Source organism: Cellvibrio sp. ATLC23, assembly GCF_057196725.1.
Genome location: NZ_JBXUOS010000002.1, coordinates 387,803 through 413,672, shown reverse-complemented (window position 1 = coordinate 413,672; position 25,870 = coordinate 387,803). Strand labels below are relative to the sequence as shown.

Genomic DNA, 25,870 nt, shown 5'->3' with positions numbered 1-25,870 from the left:
TCCGGCTAGCGGAACATTGCACTCAGGGATTCTTCATTGCTCAGGCGACGCATAGCTTCGGCGAGCATTCTTGATAGGGTCAGGCTGCGAATGCGCGAGCAATTTTTTGCCGCTTCGCTGAGCGGGATAGAGTCGGCGACAACCAACTGATCCAGCTCGGAATTATTCAGATTTTCTATCGCCTTGCCCGATAACACCGGGTGGGTACAGTAGGCGATCACTTTTTTCGCGCCTTGGGCTTTAAGGGCTTTGGCGGCGCTGCACAGGGTGCCAGCGGTATCGATAATGTCATCCACCAGCAGGCAGGTGCGGCCTTCCACCTCACCGATAATGTGCATCACTTCCGCAACGTTAGCGCGCGGGCGGCGTTTATCGATAATCGCCAGATCTATACCCAATTGTTTGGCTACCGCACGGGCGCGCACTACGCCGCCTATGTCGGGTGATACCACAATCAGGTCTTCAAATTTTTGTTGTTCAATGTCTTCCAGCAATACTGGCGAACCGTAGACGTTATCCACTGGCACATCAAAGAAGCCTTGAATCTGCTCGGCGTGTAAATCGACAGTGAGTACACGGTCAACACCAACACCGACCATCATATCGGCCACTACTTTTGCGGTGATCGGCACACGAGCAGAGCGCACGCGGCGATCCTGACGGGCGTAACCGAAGTAGGGCACTACCGCTGTGATGCGACCGGCAGACGCGCGACGCAGTGCATCGACCATGACAATTAATTCCATCAGATTGTCATTGGTGGGGGCGCAGGTGGGCTGCACTACAAACACATCGCGACCGCGCACGTTGTCGTGCAGTTCTACGGCGATTTCGCCATCAGAAAATTGCGAAACAGAAACATTGCCGAGTGGCATACCCAGGTGATCCACAATTTTTTGTGCGAGATCCGGATTTGCGTTGCCGGTAAAGACCATTAAGTCAGTCACGTCAGATACCTTTTGGTGATGGCTGGGGTGATTGCAGGTGGTAAAAAGCCAGAGCCGATATTGTCTGTCTGCGCAAAGCAGTGTTTTTTACCCTAGGAAATTTCGGGCTAGAGCGCAGATTCAGCAGTATCAAAAGGGAATTAATCAGAATGGTCATCGTTTAGGGTTCGTGTTAGTGGTGCGAATTAAATGGTGAACACACCTGAAACAATGACTTAAAAATAGATGGCAGGGGCGGAAGGACTCGAACCTACGAATGGCGGGATCAAAACCCGCTGCCTTACCACTTGGCGACGCCCCTATTGTGTTTAAAACACAGTTCTTGATTAGTCTGACGGAAGGAAGTTGTAGAGCGGTGATTGGTTTACACCTTGTGCTACAAAACCGGGTAGATTGTTGGGCAATTTTGCCTGCACATCACGTGCTTCTTCTACCGACTCAAAGCTTGCAAATACGCAGGCTCCGGTTCCCGTCATTCGTGCGTTGCGATCAAATTTCTGTAACCAGATGAGTGCGTTATCGACTTGCGGATAGAGCTTTCTCACCAAGGCTTCGCAGTCATTTTTACCGCCCCGCTCAAGGAAGGCCGCCACTTTAATGGCCGAAGTATCTCTTGTCAAATTTTTGTTAGAAAAAATTTCAGCAGTGGATACATGGCAATCAGGTTGTATAACCAAAAACCATTTTGGCGGCATTTTGATAGCTTCCAATGCCTCCCCAACACCTTCTGCCCAAGCGGTTTGGGCGTTTATAAACACGGGCACGTCGGCGCCGAGTTGCAATCCGATCGTTTGCAGTTGATTTCTGCTCAGGCCACAGCCCCATAAATGGTTGAGAGCGACCAGAGTTGTTGCGGCATTGCTGCTGCCGCCCCCTATGCCACCTCCCATCGGCAGGCGTTTTTGCAGTTGGATATCGACACCTGCCGTGGCGGGTTTGTAGGCTTCCAGTGCGCGCACTGCTTTGATAATCAGATTTTGCTCAAAACCGACACCGGGTAATTCCGGCGCAAGCGTGATTTGACTATCGCTGCGGGTAGTAAAGGTGAGGGTATCGCCGTAATCCAGCAATTGAAAAAGGGTCTGCAGGTTGTGGTAGCCGTCCGGACGGCGGCCGGTGATGTGCAAAAACAAATTGAGTTTGGCGGGAGAGAGCAAGGTCAGGCTAGTCATTGGCGTTAATCCTGTGCGCCCAGGTGCCAAGTGCGAATCACCAGTATTAAACGTACATCCTCATATTCAGCGGTGATTTTTCCAGGCAACGGCAAAATAACGCCATTGAAGGTGTAATCGCGGTAGTTGCTGTAATTAATACTCCAGCCGCCTTGAATCAATTGGGCGATCAGGCCGCTTTCGTTCTGTTGCAGATGAGTGATGCGCAATTTGGGCGCAGGCACGCCGCGTACCCAATAGGCAAGCTGGGCGACCGGTAGGGTCCAGCCAGCCGTTTTTTTGATTAAGGCCTCGGCGGTTTTGGCTTCTCGCGCCGGTTCGCCGCTTTGTTCAAGGCGCACCTTTTCCGGCGTGCCGGTGATAATCATGCTTTTTTGTCCGAGCGGGCCGCTGAGGTTGATCTGGTAATGGGCGAGTTGTTGCACCCATTTCACGCTCGCGCTACCGCTGTCGTCTGCGGTGCGGATGCCCAATTTGCCGCTCAGTTGCCAGTCGTTAATTGCTTGCAGTTGACGCTGATGCTCAATCACATCCTCTGGCGGTGTCAGTGAGCCGCGATGGACGCAGCCGCTAATGAATAGCAGTGATAAAAGTAACAGTAGGCTGCGTTGCATCATAAATCGGCCTTGAGGCGATTGAGTGTTTCTTGAATGACTGGATCATTGGGGGCGTGTTTTATGCCGTCTTGCCAGACTTGGCGCGCCTCCGCTTTGTTACCCAATTGCCACAAAATTTCACCCAGGTGAGCGCTGATTTCGGCGTTGGGGCCAGCGGCATAAGCCTTGCGTAGCAGGGGCAGTGCCTCTGCGTATTTGCCGGTGCGGTAGTGCAGCCAGCCCATTGAGTCGAGAATGGCTGGGTCGTTTGGCTGCAGTTGCATGGCTTTTTCCAGCAGGCTGCGCGCTTCGGCAAAACGCTGGGTGCGGTCTGCCAATATATAGCCCAGCGAATTGAGTGCGGCGGCATTGTCGGGTTGCTGTTTTAATATCTGGCGCAGGTCGCGCTCGGCGGCGGCGATGCGGTCGCGCTGGTGATTGAGCATGGCGCGGGCAAACAGCAAGCGGGTGCTGGTGGCAAAATTGGCGAGCCCCTCGCTAAACACACTATCGGCTTGGGGCAGATGATTGTGCTTTATCAGGGTTTGACCGTGCAGTACGTAGAGCACTTCGCCCTGCTCGGGGAAGCGCAGGCGCAGGCGATTCATGTGTTGCTGGGCGCTGAGAAAATCTTGCTGGCGCACGAAGATATCCAGCAGGCTGATGGTCGCCGGCAGAAAATCATTGCCGCTTTCCACCTGCAAGTAGTGAATGATGGCCTCTGGTAGATCGTGCTGCGCCTCAGCCATGCGCCCTAAATAATAATGCGCAGTGGAAATATGCAGGTCGCGATCCAGCAGCGATTCAAATGACTTGTGTGCGGTTTCCAGATCTTTGCGTTCCAGTGCAATTATCCCGAGTGACAGGAGCAGGTCGCCATTGTCGGGCAGCTGTTGGGTGAGGATTGTAAATTGCTCCTGCGCCAGCGCCATATCGTAATGGGTCAGGATGCGGGCGTACTGTTGGCGTAGGCTGGTGTTGTCAGGGTAGAACTCCAGCAGATCGGCCATTTTGGCAATCGCTTCCTGATCGCGTTTCATCTGATGCAGCAAGTTGGCCTCAAGGATGGCGGCCGGAATACTGCGCGGGTGTATTTTGAGTGTCTGCTGGACGAGATACATAGCTTCGTCGTATTTGCCCTGCTGTTGCAGCAGTATTCCTGTGCCCACCATAAGCTGCTCATCTTCTGGATGGCTTTGCCGTTGGGTCACAAAATCATTGAGCAGTGCGGTTCGCTCCGCCTCCCCGAGACTGGCTGCGTTGGCGGCAATATTTTGGAAAAGCGGCTCCCCACCTTCATCCAGCAAGCGGCGCGAATACTCAAATGCCTCGCGCAGTTGGCCGGTTTGCATATAGGCCATAGAGGTATTGGCCAAGGCGTCTTTATCGTAGGGCGCGGCTTGAACCCAGATGCGCGCCATTTCCAGTGCCGCGGGGTTGTCACCCAGATAGCGCGCAATCATGGTGGCGCGCTCGGCAATCTGCGGGTCGCGGGTTTCGCGCGCCTGCTGCACATAATTGCTTAGGGCGACATCATATTGCGCGCGGCTACCGGCGATTTCCGCGGCAAGTAATGAATAAAGTGTTTCGGTAGGAAAAGGTCTGGTTGGTGTCTGAATTAGTATTTTCGGCTGGGGTTCGGGGGCCGCAACCGTGCGGGCTGACTGCAAGCTGCAACCACTTAGCACCCAGTAAAGGGTCATGCTCGACAGGATAATAGGGCGGTGTTTGATCATGCGTGACCGGTAGTGGAGCGGATGAATGGACGCAAACCAGATTGCGCGGCCAGACATCATAAACGCGAAGTTGAATGATAAAAAGGGCGTTTTGGTAATGCTGTGAAAAGATCCCGTCATCACCCATGTGGATGCATGCTGGTTAAAGCCCGGTGCGGTGCGCCAGTGCTGGGCGGGTATCGATAAGGCGGCGGGTTTCAATAAAGGTTTGTTGAATCAGGTAAGCATCACCACTGGCGCGGTGGCGCTGGATGTCGAGGTGCCTTTCCAGCTTTTGTTTGGTTTTGTCCCACAGTAGCAATTGCGCCTCGGTGGAAATGAGTTCGATTGGGCTTAGGTGAAAGCTCGGGTTCATTCGTGCGGCAAAAAACAAGCGATTGAGCCAGGGGCTGTCGTGCGCCCAAGCGTCGCTGTAAGCGGTTATCTCGCCGAGGAATTCGTTCAGTTCGGCGCAGATTTCTCTCGGCGATCTGCCGCGATTTTCGATGAGTTTGCGGGTAATCCCGTGAATGGCCTGGGCGCTGTCGCTCCAGTGATCCCATTCAGGTTGCGGAGCGATTAATGCGCAGTAGCGCTCACCATTGGTTTTGACCACACCGATTTCAATCGGGTAACTGCGCGAACCAAAGCCTGAGGCTTCGATGTCAATTATGGTTGGGTGGGACGGTTTTCGCATAGGGCGGCTCCAAATTGTATCTATGGTTGAGTATAGAGGGTGATGTTCAGGGCGATGAATCGGCTTAATAGCACCCCTTTATTGCAGGATTAGGTACTTGCCTCTTGTCACGCTCCCTCTGTGACCGGACAATACCGCCCTTCGGCATACGCTCCCTCTAAAACAATTAGTCCGACACATGACCCTGTTAGCCTTTGGCATCAACCATACTACCGCCCCACTTGCCCTGCGCGAGCGGGTTGCGTTCGCGCCGGAGAATTTGCACTGTGCTATGCAGGAAGCCTGTGCCCACGCGGGTTTGAGCGAAGTGGCCATACTCTCCACCTGCAATCGCACCGAAATTTATGCGGCGAGCGAAAGCGATGCGACGGCGATTCAGCAGTGGTTGGTTGATCACACCGCGATTAATGCGGCAGATTTGGCCAACAGCTACTACTGCTATCAGGATCACGAAGCCGTGCGCCATATGATGAAAGTAGCGGGCGGACTCGATTCGCTGGTACTGGGTGAACCGCAAATTTTAGGCCAAATGAAATCAGCCTTTGCATTTGCCAAGGAGGCGGGCACTTTAGGGGCAGAATTGCATGCTACGTTTCAGCAGGTTTTTCATATCGCCAAGCGTGTGCGCACCGAGACGGCGATCGGCGAGAACCCGGTTTCAGTTGCCTATGCGGCGGTCAGCCTTGCGCAGCAAATTTTCTCTAACTTAAAAGAAGATACCGCGCTTCTGATTGGTGCAGGTGAGACCATTGAACTGGTCGCGCGCCATTTGGTAGAGCAGGGCATCAAACATATTATTGTCGCCAACCGCACGCTTGATCGCGCCCAGCGGCTTGCGCGCGAATTTAATGGCGAGGCGATTTTACTCGCCGATATTCCCGAACAATTGCATCGCGCTGATTTGGTGATTTCCTCCACCGCTAGTCAATTACCGCTGCTCGGCAAAGGCGCGGTGGAATCGGCGCTGAAAAAGCGCAAACACAAACCCATGTTTATGCTCGATATAGCCGTGCCGCGCGATATCGAAGAGCAGGTGGGCGAGTTGGATGATGTGTATCTCTACACCGTGGATGACTTGCACGCGGTGATTGATGAAAACAAAAAATCCCGCGTTGCAGCGGCCGATCAGGCGGAAGAAATTATTACTCAGGGCGTGGAATTGTTTTTGCGCCAGCAGCGCGCGCTTAACGCGGTCGAAACAGTAAAAGCCTATCGCCATAAGGCGGAGCAACTGCGTGATGCAGAGTTGGAAAAGGCGCTGCGCAGCTTGCACACAGGTGCAAACCCCGAGCAAGTGTTGCAACTATTTGCACGCAATCTCACCAATAAATTGATTCATTCGCCCACTACGGTTTTAAAAGAGGCGAGTGCCAGTTCGCGCCACCATGTTATTCAAGTTGCACAAGAGCTATTTGATTTATCGCTTAACGCTGAAGCCTTAAACACAGCGCAAGAATCTGTTAACCCTGCTGCTGAACTTAGCAGTGATGCAAGTGAGTCATAATGAAAGCATCAATCTTAGAAAAACTGGATCGCCTGAAAGAGCGCTATGAAGAAGTGAGCGCAATGCTGTCGGAAGCCGACATCATCAACAATCAAAATAAATTTCGCGATCTCTCCAAAGAGTACGCCGAATTAGAGCCTGTGGTGCAGGGCTATCAAAACTATTTGAACCTGCTCGCCAATATCGAAGAGGCCAAACACCTGCTGGTGGATGGCGACGCCGATATGAAAGAAATGGCCGAAGAAGAGCTGAAAGATTGCACTGCGCAACTTGAGCCCATGCAGTTGGAATTGCAAAAACTCTTGCTGCCAAAAGATCCTAATGACGAGAAAAACTGTTACCTCGAAATTCGCGCCGGTACCGGTGGCGATGAAGCGGCGATTTTCTCCGGTGATTTATTCCGCATGTATTCGCGCTACGCTGAAAATCAAGGTTGGCGTGTAGAAGTCTTGAGCCAAAACGAAGGTGAACACGGCGGCTTTAAAGAAATTATTTCGTTGGTGAGCGGCCAAGGTGTTTATTCAAAATTAAAATTTGAATCGGGCGCGCACCGGGTTCAGCGTGTACCGGAAACTGAATCCCAGGGCCGTATCCACACTTCTGCTTGCACTGTGGCAGTAATGCCGGAAGCGGATGAAATGGAAGAGATCAATATCAACAAAGCTGATTTGCGTATCGATACGTTTCGCGCATCGGGTGCGGGTGGTCAGCACGTTAACAAAACCGATTCGGCGATTCGTATTGTGCACATTCCCACCGGTTTAGTAATTGAATGCCAGGATGAGCGCTCGCAACACAAAAACCGCGCCCGCGCGATGAGTTTGCTCGCCACTAAATTAAAACAGGCGCAGGAAGATGCCGCGCACAAAACCATGTCAGATGAGCGCCGAAGTTTGGTGGGTTCAGGCGATCGCTCCGAGCGAATTCGCACTTACAACTACCCGCAAGGCCGCGTGACCGATCACCGTATCAACCTAACCTTGTATTCGCTGGATGCGATTATGCAAGGCGATTTAAATCCGGTTGTCGATCCACTTGCCCATGAATACCAAGCGGATCAATTGGCGGCGATTGCGGATTGATTTTTTTTCGTAGGATGGGTGGAGCCTAAGCGATACCCATCGCAATTTAATCGGGGCGGCGGGTATCGCTTGCGCTCCACCCACCCTACGGGAATACATGAACACAACCTCCATTGCACAATGTCTGCAACTTGCAAGCGAACTCGAATCCATTAGCGATTCTGCGCGGTTGGATATTGAGTTGCTGCTCTGCCATATCCTGCAAAAAAATCGCACCTATCTTTTTACCTGGCCAGACAAAATATTAACGCCAGAACAGGCGGAGCAATTTTTACAATTTTTTTCGCGGCGAAAAGCCGGCGAGCCGATTGCGCATATTCTCGGGCAGCGCGAGTTTTGGTCGCTGCCCCTCGCCGTTAATAATTCCACCTTAATTCCGCGCCCGGATACCGAGCTGCTAGTGGAAACTGTGTTGCAATTATTCAGTGATGATCCCGCCCAACAAATCCGCCGCTGCCTCGATTTGGGTACGGGCACAGGTGCGATTGTGTTGGCGCTGGCGAGTGAAAAACCGCACTGGCAATTAGTGGGGGTGGATAAATCAGCAGACGCGGTTGCGCTTGCCGAAACCAATCGCCGCGAATTGCAATTTGATCAGGTGCAAATACTGCAGAGCGATTGGTTTACTGCACCGGCGTTACAAGGAGATGCAACCGGCGCGCAACAATTTGATGTTATCGTCAGCAATCCACCTTATATCGACCCGCAAGATCCACACTTGGAACAGGGCGATGTGCGCTTTGAACCGCGCTCGGCATTGATTGCGGATAACCATGGTTTGGCTGATATCGAATGTATTATTCAGCAAAGTTGGGATTATTTGTGCGCACAAGGTTGGCTGTTATTAGAGCACGGTTACGATCAAGCAGTTGCAGTGCGCGGTTTATTAACGGCGCGCGGTTTTGTGCAGGTTGAAACCCGCCGCGATTTAGGTGGCAATGAGCGCGTGACCTTGGGTAGAAAAGGGGAGCCAGTGTGAACGACGAACAACTACTGCGTTACTCGCGCCAAATCATGCTGCCCGATGTGGATTTGGATGGGCAGGAAAAATTATTGGCGGCGCGGGTATTAATTATCGGCCTCGGCGGATTGGGTTCACCGGTCGCTATGTATTTGGCGGCGGCGGGTGTCGGTCATCTCACTCTGGTGGATTTTGATGCGGTAGATCTCAGCAATTTGCAGCGGCAAATTGTGCACACCAATGCGCGCATCGGGGTAAACAAAGCAGCTTCGGCCGCACAGAGTGTGTGCGAATTAAATCCTGAAGTGATGGTTGCGTGCATCGACAGATTATTGGCCGCCGATGAGCTTGCCGAGCACGTAAAACAAGCCAGTGTTGTGGTTGATTGCAGTGATAATTTTCAAACCCGCTTTGCGATTAATGCCGCCTGTGTTGCCGCAAAAGTACCGCTGGTATCCGGTGCGGCGATTCGTTTGGAAGGGCAAATTGCGGTGTTTGATTCGCGCACTGAAACCAGCCCCTGTTATCGCTGTTTATATGAAGAAGATAACGACGATCTAACCTGCGCCGCAAATGGTGTCTTAGCGCCTTTGGTTGGCATTATCGGTTCCATGCAGGCGCTGGAAGCCATTAAATTGATTTGCGGTTTTGGCTCCAATCTCGCTGGGCGTTTGCTGTTGCTGGATGCACGCCACAGCCAATGGCGCGAATTAAAATTACCCAAAGATCACAACTGCCCGGTATGTAGCCAACGTGTGTCTGAATAAAGCGTAAGGCTGTGTAAAGGGCTTGTTTTTTACCATCGCGTCTTTATATTGGCGCAAACAAAATCTCTCCGAATAAAAGGTGTAAGCATGAACGATGTCCCTCCAGTATACAAAACCGGTTTGTTCCCTACGATAATTTTTGGCTCGCGTTGGTTGCAGCTGCCCTTGTACTTAGGGTTGATAGTTGCCCAATGTGCCTATGTGTTCTTGTTCATGATAGAGCTGTTCCATCTGGTGACTGGTGTGGCATCGCTAGGCGAACAACAAATTATGTTAATCGTGTTGGGTTTGATTGATGTAGTGATGATTTCCAACTTGCTGGTCATGGTGATTGTGGGTGGTTATGAAACCTTTGTATCGCGCTTGCGCTTGCAGGGACATCCAGATCAGCCGGAATGGTTGAGCCACGTAAATGCTACAGTGCTCAAAGTAAAGCTGGCCATGGCGATTATCGGAATATCTTCAATTCATTTGTTAAAAACTTTTATTGAAGCGGGCAATATCGGTATGCCCGGCGCTAAGTTCACTGAAGCGGGTGTCATGTGGCAAACCATTATTCACATGACCTTTATCGCGTCGGCCATTGGTATTGCTTACACAGATTTGTTGATGCAGAAAGTAAGTTCTGCCAATAAGATTAAACATTAATTTTCGGCGATGGGTGAAGCGCAAGCTACATCCATTGGCTTGTAGCAGTATCGGCAATTGTAAAATCCAATAACAGGAGTTTGATATGAATGTTGAAGTGGGTGGTTTTTTTGGTCTGTTACTGCTGATTTGTGTGATCTACGCAATTATCAAAACAGTGCAAAGTAAAGCGGGTACAGGTACCAAAGTTATTTGGGTGGTGGTGTTATTGCTCTTGCCATTTCTGGGCTTTATTTTGTGGTTATTATTCGGCCCCAAGTAACGCGTGATGGGTATCGTTTAGGCTCCACCCATCCTGCGTTTTAACTGCTTTTAGTTAAAAAATCCTGCTTTTAATTCTGCGTGTTGCTCCGCTTTTAAGCGTGGGCCAAATTGGCTCACGACTTTTGCGGCGGCGCGGTTGGCGAATTCGGCGGCTGTTTTAAAATCTTTGCCGTTATTGATCGCATACAAAAATGCACCGGCAAACATATCGCCCGCACCGTTGGTGTCTACCGCTTTCACAGCAGGTGCGGCGACGTTAATGAGTTGTTCACCGTCAAATACCAGTGCGCCTTCGCTGCCGCAGGTAATCGCAAATTGCTTGCAGTATTGTTTTAATGCTTCGCTTGCAGCTTCAATAGTTTTGGTTTGGGTGAAGCCGATTGCTTCATCGCGATTGCAGAAAATCAAATCCACACCTGTGCCAATCATTTCCACTAAGCCATTGCGAAAAAATTGCACCATCGCTGGGTCAGATAAGCTCAGCGCCGTTTTGGTGTTGTTCGCTTCTGCTTGTTGGCGCAATTCAATTGCCGCAGCGCGGCCAGTGGGCGAGGTGACTAAATAACCTTCGACGTAGACGTAATGGGACTGCGCAATTGCAGCCACATCTAATTCATTGACCGACAAGGTTTCGCTGATGCCGAGAAAGGTATTCATGGTGCGTTCAGCGTCAGGTGTAATCATCACCAAACATTTGCCGGTGATGCCCGCGGGTGGGGTGATATGCGCAGGGGTGGCGACTCCGGCAGCGTGAATATCGTTTAAATAAAACTCACCGTTTTCATCATTGGCAACTTTGCAGGAAAAAAAATTGGGTGAACCAAAATAACCGGCGGCGATAATACTGTTGGCCGCCGAGCCACCGCTGGCGCGATGTGATGCAACCAAGTGATCTTGCAAATAGTCGATCAGTGCGTTCTGGCGCGCTTCATCAACCAGTGTCATGACTCCTTTGGTCACTGCCATGGTGGTGAGATCGGCATCGGTCAGGGTGATTTCAGTATCGACCAGCGCCGCGCCTATGCCGTAAATATGGTATTGCTTGTTCATGGATGTGACCTTGTGGATGAAGTGATCGATTTCAGGATTGTGCCGCATTATGCAAAATTCATGGTGCACGATAAAGCGGAAGCGTGTTTTTCGCACCCAAGTACTTTTATTTTGTTTCGCATTCGTCAGGCGTGGCGGTTAAACTGCCACCCGAATTTTTTGCACCTAATGCATTCCTTTTATTTGTTTTAACCCTACTAAAGACCGCTTATGACTAAACGCCGCCCTACTAACCGTCGCACTAAAACCTCCGGTTCTGCTCCCCGTCGTGGCTGGGCGCTGGCGCGCTTGTGGATATTTTATGGCTTGTTGTTGATGGTGGCATTGGTGGGAATCTGGACGTTGTATCTGGATTCGGTGGTGCGGGAAAAATTTGAAGGCAAAAAGTGGGCGCTGCCCGCGCGAGTTTATGCGCGGCCACTGGAGTTGTATCAGGGGCAATCCCTGACTCCGGCACTGTTTGAGCAGGAGTTGCGCGCACTCGGCTATCGCTTTGAAAATAATGCCAACACACCCGGACAAGTGTTGAAAAAAGTCAGCGCAGGCTCACATGAAGTGGTGTATCACATTCACAGCCGCGGTTTTGACTTTTGGGATAAAAAAGAAGTTGCGCGTAAATTTATGCTGCGTGTTAACCATGACCGCGTGCAGGGTTTGATTGATTTGGCCGGTGCCGATTTACCACTGGTGCGTATGGAGCCAGAGGAGATTGGCGGTTTTTATCCGGCCGATAAAGAAGATCGCCTGCTGGTGCGGCTCAGTGATTTACCGCCACTGCTGGGTGAAACCCTGTTGGCAGTAGAAGACAAAAACTTTCTCGATCACCACGGCGTATCACCCTTGGCGATTATGCGTGCGGCTTGGCTCAATGCGACGCGCAGTGAGGGTGGCTTACAAGGTGGCAGCACGATCACGCAACAATTGGTGAAAAACTTTTATCTCACCAATGAGCGCAGTGTGCTGCGCCGCAAAATTCCTGAAGCGATTATGGCGATGTTGCTGGAGGTGCATTACAGCAAGTCGGAAATTTTAGAAACTTACATCAACGAGATTTTTTTAGGCCAGAGTGGCGACCGTGAAATTCACGGCTTTGCACTGGCGGCACAACATTATTTCCGCCAGCCATTGCGCGAATTAAAAACCCATGAGCTCGCGCTGTTGGTGGGTCTGGTAAAAGGCGCGTCTTATTACAACCCTTGGCGCAACCCTGAGCGCGCAAAAAATCGGCGCAACGTGGTGCTGGCAGTAATGCACAACGAGGGGTTGATTACCGAGCAGCAATTGAAAGTAGCGCAAGCCGCGCCGCTGGGGATTGTGACGAAAGGTGAAGCGCGCACCACCACTTATCCTGCCTTTATGGACTTAGTGAAGCGCCAATTAAAACAGGATTACAAAGAGAGTGATTTGCGCAGCGAAGGGCTACGCATCTTCACCACCCTGTCGCCCATGGTGCAGCGTCAGGCGGAGAAGTCGATGAAGTTGCGCGTGGAGCAGTTGGAAAAACAATTTAGAACGAAAGATGTGCAGGGCGGAATGGTAGTCACCTCGGTAGGTGGTGGGGAAATTCTGGCGCTGCTCGGCGATAAGAACCCGCGCTATTCCGGTTTTAATCGCGCGCTGGATGCCAAGCGTCCCATTGGTTCGCTGATTAAACCCTTTGTGTATTTAACGGCGCTGGAAATACCCCAGCAATATAATCTCGGCACCATCATTAGCGACGCGCCGGTGAGTTATAAATCCGGTGGCAAATGGTGGGCGCCGCAAAATGCCGACAAAAAAGATCACGGTGATATCCCGCTCTATAAAGGCCTAGCCTATTCCTACAACCAATCCACCGCGCGTTTGGGGATGACGATCGGTTTGGATCGTGTTGCTAAAACCATCCAGCGCGCTGGTTATACAGGCGATGTGCCGAAATTGCCTGCAATGTTATTGGGCTCGGTGGATATGTCGCCGCTGGAAGTTGCCGGCCTGTATCACACCATTGCTGCCGAAGGTGTATACACACCCATCCATGCAATTCGCGAAGTGCTCGCGGCCGATGGTAAACCGCTAAAACGCTATCCGCTCGAGCTGGAGCAGCGGTTCTCCATTGAATCCACTTTTCAGTTGCAATACGCCTTGCAACGCACACTGCGCGAAGGCACTGGGCGCAGTGCCTACCACCAGATTCCATCGCATATCGATCTGGCGGGCAAAACCGGTACTACCAACGATCAACGTGACAGTTGGTTTGCCGGATTTAGCGGCGAGCATTTGGCCGTTGTGTGGCTGGGGCGCGATGACAACAGTGCAACACCTTTGAGTGGTGCGGGGGGGGCATTGCAAGTCTGGGCCGATTTTATGAAGCAAGTCCCAACGCGCAGCTTGGAGCAGGTGCCTCCTGTTGGAGTAAGTTTCGATTGGCTCGACACTGCGACCGGTAAGCTCAGCGCGGAAACCTGTGCCGGTGCTGTCTGGCTGCCGCTGCGCGATGAGTTTCGTCCACTGGACTCTGTTGATTGTCATCAGGACAGAAACCCCATCAAATCCCTTTGGCAGAGATTAGTGAACTGATGAGTTGACCCGGAAAGACTGTCACTCCTTCAATGAATCATTATTGGGGAGTCGTCATCCCCGCTGCGGGATCCATAGGTTTTAAAAAAACCAAAGCTGGACTCCCGCAAGCGGGAGTGACGATGAGGTGCAAAGGATGTGACGGCCAAGTTTCATACACCGCAAAAATAAACTACTCAGGTGAATCCGAAGCTCTCTAGACTGTGTCTTAGTTGAGAGTTGGGGGCAATATTGATCTAATCCTGCCCGGATTTTTCCTGAGAGGCTTTTCCCATGACCTTATCGTTTACTTTGTCGCGCCAGTTGTTAGGCGCCTTTGGCATCGCACTGCTGTGCGCAGCTCCGGTTGTTTACGCAGCAGAACTGGAAGGTACGCCTGTACCTCTGGATGCACCCCATGCTGCTTCTGCCGCAGCTGCCCCTTCATCACCCAATCAGCCCACTGCTCCGACTGCAGAGCAAGCCCCTCCGGCTCCCGCGGCTGATGATTGGCAGAGCCACAACAACTGGGAGCACGATTGGGAGAAGAACCTGAATAAAGCGTTTGGTGGTGACCATGAGAACAGCGGCGGTTTTCATCCGGCGCTGCTGATTCCTCTATTTGCCATAGTCTTTATTTTTGGCGGCCCCATCGTTTTACTGATCTTGATTCTGGTGTTTTTCTTTGGCGCCAAGCGTCGTCGCCAGCAAGACATCAATATGAATATCGACAAGCTACTCGCCGCCGGGCGCGATATTCCGGTCGAGTTACTGCGTGGCGATGAACCTAAAAATGATGAGCCGGTAGGCAGTCGCGACAAAGGGATTCGCAATATCTTCCTCGGCACTGGCTGGCTGGTGTTTCTCAGCATTATGGTGGGATTCGATATAGGTTCCGCTGGATTTATCTGGATTGCACTGGGTGCATCGCAAGTGCTTATCTGGCATCTGAACCGACCCAAGGTGACTGAACAGGCTGGACAGCAGGACTAATCCGCATGTCCCTTTCCGATCAGGAATTGATTGCGCGGGTGGTTAACCGCAAGGATCAGCACGCGTTTGCGCAGCTGGTCTTGCGCTACCAGTCGCCGTTGCGCATTTGGGCTAGGCGCCTGTGCAATGGTGATACCCACCTCGCGGACGATCTGGCGCAGGAAGCTTTTATGAAGGCCTATGCCGCGCTGGGTGCGTTTCGTGCAGAGGCGAAGTTCTCCACTTGGCTGTATCGCATCGCCTTTAACATCGCCGCCAATCGCTGGCGTGCGAAAAAAGTTGAGTGGTGCGAGCTGGATGAAAATGAAGAGATTGAAGCTGAGCAGTGCAGCGTAAAACAATATCATGCGCAAAAAGATGTAGAAGCGGCGATGCAAACCCTGAGTGCAGGGCAGCAGTTGGCGATTCGACTATGCTATGAAGATGGTTTCTCCCACGAAGAGGCGGCAACCATTATGGGCATTCCGCTCGGCACTGTGAAAACACACATCGCGCGCGGCAAACAAAAACTGCAAATTCTTTTGGCATCCTGGCAGGATGCTCTACCTCAGTGAAAAAGTGTTCAAGCGAGGTCGTGTTATGAACGATACAAATTTCGATGATTTTTTACGGCAGCAACTGCAAGGCTCTAGTCATTATCTGCATGACGGTGATTTTAGTGCGAAGGTAATGGCTGGCCTACCGGAACCTCGGCGTCTTAGTCGCTGGCTGGAAATATCGATTGTGGTAGTGCCGGTTACGGTGATTGCACTCTTGGTGATGAGCCAGTTTTCTTTGCGCGATATTATCCAACCGGTTTACGCTTGGATGCTTACGATGGACATGGCGAGTTTAATGTCACTGGGAGCCGCAGCCGTTTTTGCTATGTTAGCGGTACCGCTGTTATTGATCTTCAAGCAAAGATCTTTTTTCTGATGAGTGTAAATGTCCATATCTAAAGCCGTGGCGTTAACATTCTTTGTCTGAAAATCGTTTAATTACCCAAAGTAATTAAACGATTTTTTTTAACTTCTGACAAAGTAAATTGGCAATTATACCTAGGCTTCAATGGCGTAAAAAGCCCTATGAAGTTTGCGGATTCATTGAGCGGCTGCTATACCCAAATGACTATTAAAGTGCATGTTGATAATTCATTTTTATCTGTGCAAGCGACCCAATATGGGGCGTAAAGAACAGATCCCCTCCATCTGAGGCTCGGCCAATGTTTCGCTTGACCATCGCAAAAAAATTAATGTTGTTAGTGGCTATTGCCCTTTTGGGGTTTGTGATTAGTCAGGGTTATTCGCTCGGAGTTGAGCGCGCCAACAGTGGGCGCTTGGCTGAAGTTGAGCAGCGCATCTATCCTACTTTGGAGTTAACAACAATTAACCTTGGCTCGCTGTTATTAATGGAGCAACAGATCAATAGCTCAGTGACAACAGGTGATGAGCAAGCCTTGGCGGATGCAGATAAACACTATCAGGAGATTCGCGGCAATCTGCAAAAGTTATCCGCATTAAGTGGCGACTTGTCGGTACAAGTTAAAGACATAGATACGCAATTACAAGATTGGTATACCACTGCTGTGCGCATCGCAAAAAGTTTTATTGCGGGCACGGTCGACTTTGAAAAAGTGGGCGCGGAAGCCGGCGCTAATGCCGACCGATTAACGGCGTTGAGAAAATCTTTATCGAGCATGAAAAGTGAAACAGCCAAACACTTTAATGAATCTATTAGCGAAACAATTTCAGCCTCAAAAAATGCGACCAGAATAGCGTTGATGATTGCCGTATGCGTAGTAATCGCACTCTTGGTCATCAGTGTGGTGACGAGCCGATCAATTACCTCGAGTATTAATGAAGTTACTGCATCACTAAAAGAGATGTCTTCCGGCGAAGGTGATTTAACCAAACGAATTAATTATGCCGGAAATGATGAAATTCTCTATCTGGTGAAATATTTCAATGCTTTTGTTGCAAAGTTGCACGGTTCTTTCGCGCATGTTAGTCAGGATGTGGGCGGACTTTCGCAGGTGGCTGCACGTTTAACTAACTCCAGCGCTAGCAATAAAGAACGTATTAATGAGCAGGCAATTGCCATTTCAAATATGCGCACTTCCATTGAAGACCTAATGAAAACGGTTAATGAAATTTCCGAGTTTGCCAATAATGCATCGCATCAGGCGCAGGACGCGAGCAGTGCGGCGGCGCGCGGCAAAGAAACCTTGGCGACGAATGTCTCTACTATTAGTACCTTGGCGGAGGAGGTGCGCAGTGCGGCAGGTGTTGTTAATCGCTTTGAAGAGTTCTCATCCGATGTTGGGCAGCTGCTTAACACAATTCAAAATGTTGCCGAGCAAACGAATTTACTCGCGCTTAATGCTGCAATTGAAGCTGCCCGCGCGGGTGAGCATGGGCGTGGCTTTGCGGTAGTGGCCGACGAGGTGCGTGGGCTTGCGGTGCGCACGCGTCAGGCGACTGAGGAAATTCATAAAGTGATCAGTGAATTGCGGCAGGTCTCGGCGAACGCTGTCACCGCAATGCAGGGTAGTGTGGAACGCGCCAATCGCGGTGTGGAAGCCACTATGGCATCGGGCGAAGTGCTGAATTCTATTTTAAATAATGTCGAAACTATTAGCAGTATTAATGAGCGCATTGCTGCAGCAACGCACGAGCAAACCGTTACATTTTCTCATGTGTCAGAGCATGTGAATGGCATCTATCAAAGTACCCAACAGGTCACCACTAGCACTAATGAATTGAATGAAATTAGTCAGGATATTGGTCACATCAGTCAAGAGTTACGCAAAGTGGCAAGTCAATTTCGCGTTTGATTTTTCAGGGAGTTCAGGCACAGGCAGTGCTAAACATTAGGAGAGACATAGTAAATGAAAAAAATTAGCTCACATCGTAAAAAGCACAGTCTTGCATTGGCAATTTCGCTCTGTCTGGCAGCGCCTTTGGCGCAAGCAGGCGATCTTAATTTATCTGGTTTTTTATCGGTTGGCGGTGGTTTTGTCGATGATGAAAATAGCCCCGCCTACAACGATTATAGCGAAGAGGATCTTACCTTCGATAAGAATCTTTTAGGTTTGCAAATCTCTGGAAAAGTTAACGAAAAACTCTCGGCAACTGCTCAGTTGATCGCCAGAAGCGAAAATGATTATGAGGTTAATGCGGAGTGGGCTTATTTAACTTGGCAGGCATCTGACACCATTAAAGTCCGCGCCGGGCGCTTGCGCACACCGTTTTATATGTATTCTGATTTTCTCGATGTAGGTTATGCCTATGGATGGATATCGCCGCCTAGCGAAGTGTATTACCTGCCATTTAATAATGTCGATGGTATCGATCTTTACGCGACCCAAACATTGGGCATGTTTGATACCTCAATTCAAGTTTACTTTGGTAGCTTTGATGATCAGTTGACATTGGACGGAGTGCAATCTGAAGCGAAGACACGCAATCAAGTGGGCATTGCGGGTACCCTTGGTAAAGATTGGTGGACCCTACGGGCTGCGTATCACCAGGCGGATTTGTCGGTTGATGTCAGTCCAATCGCGATTAGTTCCACTATGACTATCGGTAGCTTTGCAACGACTCTGGCTGCATTGGGTTACCCCAATAACGCCGAGAGTTTGTTGGTGGAAGAGGAAGATGCGGTCTTTACCGAGCTTGGTATCAATATCGATACCGGGCGCTTTGTCGCCGCGGCAGAGTATGTTGAATTTGATCCGGGCGATGCAGTGTTTTCTAAAAATATTCGCCAATTCGTGATGGCAGGTGTGCGTGCAGGAAGCTGGTTGTTCCATATAACCGGCTCGCAAGCGAAAGATGAAGCAGCTGACCCCGCCGCAGGTATTCCAGCAAATCAAGCGATGCCGGTATTTGGCAGCACCAATGTGCTGATCGGCACTCTTGATGCTATTGCAGCATCACAAGTCACTGAACGCGAGGTGTTGTCACTCGGGGTGCGTTGGGATGTTGCATCCGGTACAGCGCTCAAATTTCAGGTGGATGACGTTGACAACAAAAATGCTGGCGATCAGAAAGTTTTTTCTGTCGCTTTGCAAACCGTGTTTTAGGAGCTGCCATCATGAAAAAAACAATTCGCTTATGGGTAGCTCTTTTAGCTATAGGAGTTGGTGGTTTTTCCTGGGCTGAAGTCGCTGTGATTGTTCACCCTTCTACAACATTTAGTTCGCTGACCGAAGATGATATAGCGCGCATTTATTTAGGGAAAAGCAAAAGCTTCCCTGATGGTTCTCAAGCTGTTCCGGTAAATCAAAATGAAGGTGCAGCACCTCGCGAAAAATTCAACGAATCGGTGTGTAAGAAAAATGCCAGCCAATACAAAGCTTATTGGTCGCAGTTGGTGTTCACTGGCAAGGGCACCCCACCGAAAGATGCAGGTGATGATGCGGCTGTTAAAGCGTTGATTGCGGCCAATCCTAATATGATTGGTTATGTTAATGCGGCAGCGGTGGATGGATCCGTAAAGGTGGTTTTTAAAGTACCTTAATGGCATTGAACACAAATTAATCCTTAAAACCCGCACTCGCGGGTTTTTTTCTGAGCAATTAAAATCCCTTAAATCATCTAATTAGGCTAAAATGCGCGCCTTTTTTAGCCGTTTATCCTTATTTATTCCTTTTTAGTCGCACTGTCGCAGAGAAAATTACCCGTGATTTCCACCGCTAATATCACCATGCAATTTGGTGCCAAACCGCTTTTTGAAAACGTTTCGGTCAAGTTCAACAACAGCAATCGCTACGGCTTGATCGGCGCCAACGGCTGCGGCAAGTCCACCTTTATGAAAATTCTCGGTGGCGATCTTGAACCCTCTGCTGGTCAGGTCATGCTGGAACCCAACGTTCGTTTGGGTAAGTTGAAGCAGGATCAATTCGCCTACGAAGAGTTTTCGGTGGTGGATACGGTGATTATGGGTCACACCGAACTCTGGGCAGTAAAAGCCGAGCGCGACCGTATTTATGCCTTGCCCGACATGAGCGAAGACGACGGCATGCGTGTGGCGGAACTGGAAGTGGCCTTTGCCGAGATGGATGGCTACACCGCCGAATCCCGCGCGGGCGAATTATTACTCGGCTTGGATATTCCTATCGAACAACACTTTGGCCCTATGAGCGCGGTTGCGCCGGGCTGGAAATTGCGCGTATTGCTCGCGCAAGCGCTGTTTGCCGATCCAGATGTATTGCTGCTCGACGAACCGACCAACAACCTCGACATCAACACTATTCGCTGGTTGGAAGGCATGCTCACCCAGCGCAACAGCACCATTATTATCATCTCGCATGACCGCCACTTTTTGAATTCTGTGTGTACCCACATGGCGGATCTGGACTACGGCGAGCTACGTGTATATCCCGGCAACTACGACGATTACATGATGGCGTCGGAGCAGGCACGCGAAAAACTATTGAACGAAAACGCAAAGAAGAAAGCGCAAATCGCCGAGCTGCAAACCTTTGTGAGCCGCTTCTCTGCAAATGCGTCTAAAGCAAAACAGGCAACCTCGCGCGCCAAACAAATCGATAAGATCCAGTTGGATGACATCAAACCGTCAAGCCGTGTTAGCCCTTATATTCGCTTCACGCAAAACAAAAAATTGCATCGCCAAGCCGTGACATTAGAGGGTGTAAGCAAGGCCTATGATCGCCCACTGTTTACCGATTTGAGTATGCAAGTAGAAGCGGGTGAACGTATTGCCATTATCGGCCCTAACGGTGCGGGTAAAACCACATTGTTGCGCTGCTTGTACGGTGATTTACAGCCAGACGCGGGCACGGTGAAATGGGCTGAACAGGCTGAAATAGGTTATTTCGCGCAAGACCACGCCGCCGACTTTGCCGATAACGCGATAGTGTTTGATTGGATGAAACAGTGGACCAAAGGCGATGAGCAGTTAGTGCGCAGCGCATTGGGTCGCATGCTTTTTTCAAACGATGACGTAAAGAAAAACGTCAAAGTGTTATCCGGTGGCGAAAAAGGCCGCATGCTGTTTGGCAAGCTCAGCCTTATCAACCCCAACGTGTTGTTGATGGATGAACCCACCAACCACTTGGATATGGAATCGATTGAAGCCTTAAACCTCGCGCTGGAAAATTACCCCGGCACCTTGATTTTTGTTAGCCATGACCGCGAATTTGTATCCTCACTGGCGACCCGCATTATCGATATGCAACCAACGGGTTTGATCGATTTCCACGGTAACTACGAAGATTATTTGCGCAGTCAGGGCGTTTACACCATGTAATGCTTTGCGCTGTTATCGCCTGATTTAGAAAACCCCCGTATTGATTTCCATTAGTGCGGGGTTTTTATTGGGTGATAAAAAATTAAGGGTTTTTAACCGATAATTAGCGCGCGTTTTAAGGTGTGGCTATAGGTGGTAATTCCGCGATCATATCGGCGCTGGTTATTTTTGTGCGCGCCTTACTGCTCAGCAGTTCCAAACTATTTTTTGCATCATTCGCTAGCCAACCAACCGACTCATCGGGGTGGCTCAGTAAATTTTCCAGCGCGGGAATATGGCTCTCATTTCCGGTGGCGCGCAACGCGAGCAGGGCATCCAGTTTTACGCTCACATCCTCATCTTTTAGCAAGGGAATAATCGCATTTGCCGCATCGGCATAGTGGGTTTTTGCCAGTTCAGTTAGCGCTTTGCGGCGCTCGGCGGGGTTGCCACTCTTCAACGCGGGTTGCGTTTCGCTGATGTACGTATCTATCAGGCTATTGTCGCCGCGTAGCGATAAGGCTTGCGCGACTACTCGTTTTAATTCTCTGCTTGTTAAATTCTGGTAAAGAAAATTCAATTCTTGATTACCCAGCGCAGCGGAGTTTTCAGCCAAATCTGCAACCACTTTGCAGGCGATGGCAAGCGATTGCGGATCGGGGTTTTCTGCCACAAAGTCGCGCAACTTTTCTCCTAAGGTGCGCGGATCACCAATAAAGCGGGTGCTTAAATTTTTGCGCAACTGTTCTATATCCCGCGCCGGGTTTGCCGTCGTAACGTTTTGAGCTTGCGTTGGTTGCTGCGCTAACTCCAAGGTGTGGATTTTATGTTCAAGCGCAGCAATCTGTTCGCGTTGCGCAGTGTCATTTAACAGAATGCACAGCACGCCATAGCTCAATGCCGCGCCGATACATGCCGCCAGTAAAATATGTTTGTTGGTATAGCGGGGGATACTCATCGTTTGTCTCGCATTATTATTGTGTGTTGATCGATTAAAAAAGGGGCGGGAACTCCCGCCCCTTGTTGTTGCATCCCATCAGTGAGTGGTTAGGCGCGCTTAAAGATTGCCGTAACCAATTGCACCGTTGCAATGCAGCCATTCACTGCCGCCATTGCCACCACCACAAGCACCGTTTTGGTAAACGCCGGTATTGTAGGTTTGTGCTTCTGATTGGCGCACACTGCCGTTTACGCTGATGTAATCCACTTGCACATCGCGGTTACCGGAATCATTGAAGAATTCTACCAGCGAGCCGCCCGACAAACTGGTTGTTGCTGTGTAGTTGTTCATACCGGTAGAGAGCGTCCAGGTTTGCACTGTGGTGTTGTTCACTTTCAGGCGAATTTGCTCCTGACCGGTGGTGCCTCTGGCGCGTACAACGATGGTTTTACTACCTCCAGAGGGTGCCGAGCTTGAGCTGCCACCGCCACCGCCACTGCCCTGACTTACGGTGATATCTGAGCTGCCGTTGCTTTGGTAACCTTCAGTCGCCAAAACCTGGTAGTTATGGTTCCCCAGATTCAAGCCCTTGCTGGCCCAGAAGTTAGCGTGGTTGGCAAAGGTGATGGTGCCGGAGATATTGCCAAACCCTTTTTTGGGATTGCGCACGCTGAAGTATTGATAGAAAGTTTGGTTGCCATCGATTGAGGGTTGGTTAACGCGTTGGCAGCGACGCACATTATAGGTTGCACCATCGCTTTGAAAGCTGCCGTAGTCAGTACCACCAGAGCAACTGGCGGGGTTATAAGAACCGTAACTTTCAATCACGTAGTATTCAATTAACGGACTGCGAGTCCAGCCATAGAGTGCCAAATAGGAATTTTGGCTGTTACTCACACCGTAATAACCCGAATAGCTGATTACGCGCGAACTGGAACCCGGGTTCCAGCCCTTACCGCCCACCCAGTTATTGGTGCCGCTGTTCCACTGGGATGCGTAACGACCGCCAGAATGCAATGTCATAGACGCGTTACCTGAATCCTTCCAAAAGGTGTAGTAAAACCCGTTGTTAGTACCTGTTGAGTTGGAGGTGAGGGTTTGCGCGCTCACCGCCGATGTACAGAGTGCAGCAGCGCAGATAAATGAAGAAAATACCGACTTGGTGTTGATTAAGTGTTTCATTATTAGACTCCAGGAAAAGCCAACCAACCAATACCGCCATAGAGGATGTGGGCCGTTTGGGGATTTCCCTGTTCAATGCGAACAGGCGTTAATCGGATGCCATACAGCATGCTTGTTCTTGTGAATCACGAATTTAAAAACCGGCCTGGCAATCCGATAGTAGCTTTTTTATTGCGTTATTATCTTATTGTCAAACAAACCATATATATAATGGTCTTATTAACCATATGTCTATTGTCTTTCTAGCAACTAATGTTGATTAGCTCTCACTTTTCCCCGCTTTTTTGACTAATAAGCTCTAGTTTTTAGCGATTTTCTACGTATTTTTTGGTTGGGAAAAAAGAAATAGACGCCATGTTTTTATTGGTAAATAGGTGTTTTTATTAGGTTTCAGTCTTGGGCTATGGCGCGGCTATTACCGGCAATTCGGCGACAATATCGGCGTTGGCCAGTTGGGTGCGCGCTTTATCGCTCAGGTTTTGTAAGCTGTTGGCCACCTCTTTTGCCAGCCAACTCACGGCCGGGTCGGGGTGATCGATCAGCGCCTCCACTTGCCGCACATGGTTTTGGTTGCCGGTAGCCTTCAAAGCAAGCAGCGCATCTAATTTGACACTGGTGTTGTTATCTTGCAGCAGCGGTGCAATCGCATTAGCGGCGCTGGCGTAGCGTGTTTTGCCCAGCTCAACTAGCGCTTGTTGGCGCAGGGTGGGGTCATCGCTGCTCAGGTTAGCTTGGCTTTTGGCGATTTGTTTTTCCAGCAAACGGTTATCACCGCGGGTGGACATCACCTGGGCGATAACCCGTTTCAAATCCGGGTTGGATTGGTTTTGGTAGAGGGATTCCAATTCGTAATCCGGCAGAATTTCGCGATTCTCCGCCAGATCAAACACACTTTTACTGACAATGGCGATGCCGTCTTTGTTCGCATTCCCCGCGAGCAGCGCATTGGCTTTTTCGGAAAACGAACGCGGGTCGCGATCCGACAGGGTGCCTAAATCTCTGAGCAGTTGTTGGCTGTCCGGTTCTGTCTCGCGCAATGCTGGTTTGTTAACGGCAAGCTCAGGTGCGGTTTGTTTCTCGCTCGAAGAGTGTTCGGTGGCGCTGGCATCGAACTCCGGTTGCCCGAATGAATTAACTGTGCCTGCGGCAAAGAAGCGCGCATCCTGTAATGCGTCTTCTTTTTGAGCGAGCAACAATTCCAGATCCACAATCCGGTTTTCCAGAGAGCTAATCTGCTCGCGTTGGAGGGTATCATCATCGTTCAAGATGAATGCGCCGTAAGTGAGTCCTGCGCCGATAAAGGCAGGTAATAAAAAGTGTCGGGTGAAGTTGGGGCTTGTCGCCATTGCTGTATCCCTCGTTAAATTTACTTTTATTATTTTTAGAGTGATAAAAAAGGGGCAGATAATCTGCCCCTTTATTGGTTACGCCTTCATATTTATGAGCCGGGCAAATAGTGGTTTACAGATTACCGTAACCTATGGCGCCGTTGCAGTGGAGCCACTCACTCATCCCGTTTCCGCCACCACAGGCACCGTTTTGATACACACCGGTGTTGTAGCTTTGCGCTTCCGATTGGCGCACGCTGCCGTTAACACTGATGTAATCAATTTGTACGTCGCGGTTGCCAGAGTCGTTGGTGTATTCCACCAGACTGCCGCCAGACAAAGAGGTGGTCGCGGTGTAGTTGGTCATAGTGGTAGAGAGCGTCCAGGTTTGTACCGCGGTGTTGTTTACTTTGAGTGTGATGCTTTCACCACCGGCAACTCCTCTGGCACGCACTACGATGGTTTTGCTGCCGCCCGATGGTGCCGAGCTTGAGCTACCACCACCTGAGGTGCCCGCGCTAACGGTGATATCTGAACTACCGGTGCTTTGATAGCCTTCGGTCGCCAGAACTTGATAATCGTGGTTGCCCAGATTCAAGCCCTTGCTGGCCCAAAAGTTGGCGTGATTGGCAAAGGTGATGGTGCCTGAAATGTTACCAAAACCTTTCTTCGGATTACGCACACTGAAGTATTGATAGAAGGTTTGGGTGCCATCAATCGATGGTTGTTGGGTGCGCAGGCAGCGACGCACGTTATAAGTCGCACCATCGCTGGTGAAACTGCCGTAGTCAGTGCCGCCAGAGCACGATGCAGGGTTGTATGAACCATAACTTTCGATGATGTAATACTCGATCAACGGGCTTCTGGTCCAGCCATAAAATGCCAAATAGGAGTTTTGTGAGCTGGAAACACCGTAGTTACCTGAATAACTAACTACCCGTGAACTAGTGCCCGGGTTCCACCCTTTGCCGCCCACCCAGTTGTTGGTGTTGCTAGTCCATTGCGAGGTGTAGCGACCGCCCGACTGTAAGGTCATAGAGGCGCTGCCTGAATCTTTCCAAAAGGTGTAGTAAAAGCCGTTGTTGGTACCGGTTGAATTGGAGCTTAAGGTTTGTGCATTAACCGCGGTTACACACAGAGCTGCAGCACCAATAAGCGTGGTCAGGATTTTTTTGCCAGTTAATTTCATTATTAGATTCTCGTAAATAGCCTCTCAACCAATACCGCCTATAGAGGAGGAGGGACCGTCGAAGGTTGA

The 25,870-nt window shown here is 50.3% G+C and carries 24 protein-coding genes and 1 tRNA gene; 14 read left to right on the top strand and 11 right to left on the bottom strand.

All coding sequences use genetic code 11. The features are described 5' to 3' along the window. Nucleotides 1-5: 5 nt before the first annotated feature. The 6 genes from AC2CG4_RS04755 to AC2CG4_RS04730 form a co-directional block, all read right to left on the bottom strand. Nucleotides 6-935 (bottom strand): ribose-phosphate pyrophosphokinase, encoded by a 930-nt coding sequence (locus AC2CG4_RS04755; protein WP_062063983.1) that lies wholly within the window; start codon nt 933-935, stop codon nt 6-8. Nucleotides 936-1,173: 238 nt separating this feature from the next. Next, nucleotides 1,174-1,248, bottom strand: a tRNA-Gln gene (locus AC2CG4_RS04750). A gap of 25 nt (nt 1,249-1,273) precedes the next feature. Further along, a complete protein-coding gene (gene ispE, locus AC2CG4_RS04745; protein ID WP_484485182.1) occupies nt 1,274-2,119 on the bottom strand; it encodes a 4-(cytidine 5'-diphospho)-2-C-methyl-D-erythritol kinase in 846 nt (281 codons plus the stop codon). A gap of 5 nt (nt 2,120-2,124) precedes the next feature. Next, nucleotides 2,125-2,736 carry a lipoprotein insertase outer membrane protein LolB gene (gene lolB, locus AC2CG4_RS04740; protein ID WP_484485181.1) on the bottom strand — a complete coding sequence of 204 codons (612 nt, stop codon included), beginning with the start codon at nt 2,734-2,736 and terminating at the stop codon, nt 2,125-2,127. After that, nucleotides 2,733-4,451, bottom strand: coding sequence for a tetratricopeptide repeat protein (locus tag AC2CG4_RS04735; RefSeq protein ID WP_484485180.1), 1,719 nt, complete (start codon nt 4,449-4,451; stop codon nt 2,733-2,735). The genes lolB and AC2CG4_RS04735 overlap by 4 nt, the downstream gene beginning before the upstream one ends. A gap of 142 nt (nt 4,452-4,593) precedes the next feature. Next, entirely contained in the window at nt 4,594-5,127 is a 534-nt protein-coding gene (locus AC2CG4_RS04730) for a 3'-5' exonuclease (protein WP_484485179.1), read from the bottom strand. Nucleotides 5,128-5,305: 178 nt separating this feature from the next. On the opposite strand from AC2CG4_RS04730, the gene hemA reads away from it, so the two are divergent. From hemA to AC2CG4_RS04700, 6 genes are all read left to right on the top strand, one after another. Continuing rightward, on the top strand, nt 5,306-6,631 hold the full coding sequence (hemA, locus tag AC2CG4_RS04725; RefSeq protein WP_484485178.1) for a glutamyl-tRNA reductase: 1,326 nt from the start codon (nt 5,306-5,308) through the stop codon (nt 6,629-6,631). Further along, nucleotides 6,631-7,713 carry a peptide chain release factor 1 gene (gene prfA, locus AC2CG4_RS04720; protein ID WP_484485177.1) on the top strand — a complete coding sequence of 361 codons (1,083 nt, stop codon included), beginning with the start codon at nt 6,631-6,633 and terminating at the stop codon, nt 7,711-7,713. The genes hemA and prfA overlap by 1 nt, the downstream gene beginning before the upstream one ends. Nucleotides 7,714-7,810: 97 nt before the next feature. Then, nucleotides 7,811-8,692, top strand: a complete 882-nt coding sequence (prmC, locus tag AC2CG4_RS04715) for a peptide chain release factor N(5)-glutamine methyltransferase (RefSeq protein WP_484485176.1) — start codon at nt 7,811-7,813, stop codon at nt 8,690-8,692. Continuing rightward, nucleotides 8,689-9,441: a HesA/MoeB/ThiF family protein gene (locus AC2CG4_RS04710; protein WP_484485175.1), complete on the top strand. Its 753-nt coding sequence runs from the start codon at nt 8,689-8,691 to the stop codon at nt 9,439-9,441. Before prmC ends, AC2CG4_RS04710 begins: the two co-directional genes overlap by 4 nt. 87 nt (nt 9,442-9,528) lie before the next feature. Beyond that, nucleotides 9,529-10,089: a TIGR00645 family protein gene (locus AC2CG4_RS04705; protein WP_484485174.1), complete on the top strand. Its 561-nt coding sequence runs from the start codon at nt 9,529-9,531 to the stop codon at nt 10,087-10,089. 85 nt (nt 10,090-10,174) lie between these two features. Next, nucleotides 10,175-10,351: a PLDc N-terminal domain-containing protein gene (locus AC2CG4_RS04700; protein ID WP_084618348.1), complete on the top strand. Its 177-nt coding sequence runs from the start codon at nt 10,175-10,177 to the stop codon at nt 10,349-10,351. A 50-nt stretch (nt 10,352-10,401) separates the two neighbouring features. Here the strand turns inward: AC2CG4_RS04700 and AC2CG4_RS04695 are convergent, their stop codons facing one another. Then, nucleotides 10,402-11,403 carry an adenosine kinase gene (locus AC2CG4_RS04695; protein ID WP_484485173.1) on the bottom strand — a complete coding sequence of 334 codons (1,002 nt, stop codon included), beginning with the start codon at nt 11,401-11,403 and terminating at the stop codon, nt 10,402-10,404. A gap of 210 nt (nt 11,404-11,613) precedes the next feature. On the opposite strand from AC2CG4_RS04695, the gene mrcB reads away from it, so the two are divergent. From mrcB to AC2CG4_RS04655, 8 genes are all read left to right on the top strand, one after another. Continuing rightward, entirely contained in the window at nt 11,614-13,959 is a 2,346-nt protein-coding gene (gene mrcB, locus AC2CG4_RS04690) for a penicillin-binding protein 1B (protein ID WP_484485172.1), read from the top strand. 273 nt (nt 13,960-14,232) lie between these two features. Next, nucleotides 14,233-14,931, top strand: coding sequence for a DUF6249 domain-containing protein (locus tag AC2CG4_RS04685; protein WP_484485171.1), 699 nt, complete (start codon nt 14,233-14,235; stop codon nt 14,929-14,931). A 5-nt stretch (nt 14,932-14,936) separates the two neighbouring features. Next, nucleotides 14,937-15,485, top strand: coding sequence for an RNA polymerase sigma factor (locus tag AC2CG4_RS04680; protein ID WP_484485170.1), 549 nt, complete (start codon nt 14,937-14,939; stop codon nt 15,483-15,485). A gap of 25 nt (nt 15,486-15,510) precedes the next feature. Next, nucleotides 15,511-15,846, top strand: a complete 336-nt coding sequence (locus AC2CG4_RS04675; RefSeq protein WP_484485169.1) for a hypothetical protein — start codon at nt 15,511-15,513, stop codon at nt 15,844-15,846. Between the two features lie 286 nt (nt 15,847-16,132). Next, nucleotides 16,133-17,743, top strand: a complete 1,611-nt coding sequence (locus AC2CG4_RS04670; protein WP_484485168.1) for a methyl-accepting chemotaxis protein — start codon at nt 16,133-16,135, stop codon at nt 17,741-17,743. A 54-nt stretch (nt 17,744-17,797) separates the two neighbouring features. Continuing rightward, nucleotides 17,798-18,994, top strand: coding sequence for a porin family protein (locus tag AC2CG4_RS04665; RefSeq protein ID WP_484485167.1), 1,197 nt, complete (start codon nt 17,798-17,800; stop codon nt 18,992-18,994). Between the two features lie 11 nt (nt 18,995-19,005). Then, a complete protein-coding gene (locus tag AC2CG4_RS04660; protein ID WP_484485166.1) occupies nt 19,006-19,431 on the top strand; it encodes a type 2 periplasmic-binding domain-containing protein in 426 nt (141 codons plus the stop codon). Between the two features lie 162 nt (nt 19,432-19,593). Then, nucleotides 19,594-21,183: an ABC-F family ATPase gene (locus AC2CG4_RS04655; RefSeq protein WP_484485165.1), complete on the top strand. Its 1,590-nt coding sequence runs from the start codon at nt 19,594-19,596 to the stop codon at nt 21,181-21,183. Between the two features lie 115 nt (nt 21,184-21,298). Here the strand turns inward: AC2CG4_RS04655 and AC2CG4_RS04650 are convergent, their stop codons facing one another. From AC2CG4_RS04650 to AC2CG4_RS04635, 4 genes are all read right to left on the bottom strand, one after another. Further along, nucleotides 21,299-22,120, bottom strand: a complete 822-nt coding sequence (locus AC2CG4_RS04650) for a HEAT repeat domain-containing protein (protein ID WP_484485164.1) — start codon at nt 22,118-22,120, stop codon at nt 21,299-21,301. 99 nt (nt 22,121-22,219) lie between these two features. Then, the gene (locus tag AC2CG4_RS04645) at nt 22,220-23,284 is read right to left on the bottom strand and encodes a glycoside hydrolase family 11 protein (protein WP_484485163.1); all 1,065 of its coding nucleotides are present in this window, start codon (nt 23,282-23,284) and stop codon (nt 22,220-22,222) included. A gap of 401 nt (nt 23,285-23,685) precedes the next feature. Further along, nucleotides 23,686-24,630 (bottom strand): HEAT repeat domain-containing protein, encoded by a 945-nt coding sequence (locus AC2CG4_RS04640; RefSeq protein ID WP_484485162.1) that lies wholly within the window; start codon nt 24,628-24,630, stop codon nt 23,686-23,688. A gap of 115 nt (nt 24,631-24,745) precedes the next feature. Further along, complete coding sequence (locus AC2CG4_RS04635; RefSeq protein WP_484485161.1) at nt 24,746-25,801, bottom strand: glycoside hydrolase family 11 protein; 1,056 nt, start codon at nt 25,799-25,801, stop codon at nt 24,746-24,748. Between the last annotated feature and the right edge of the window lie 69 nt (nt 25,802-25,870).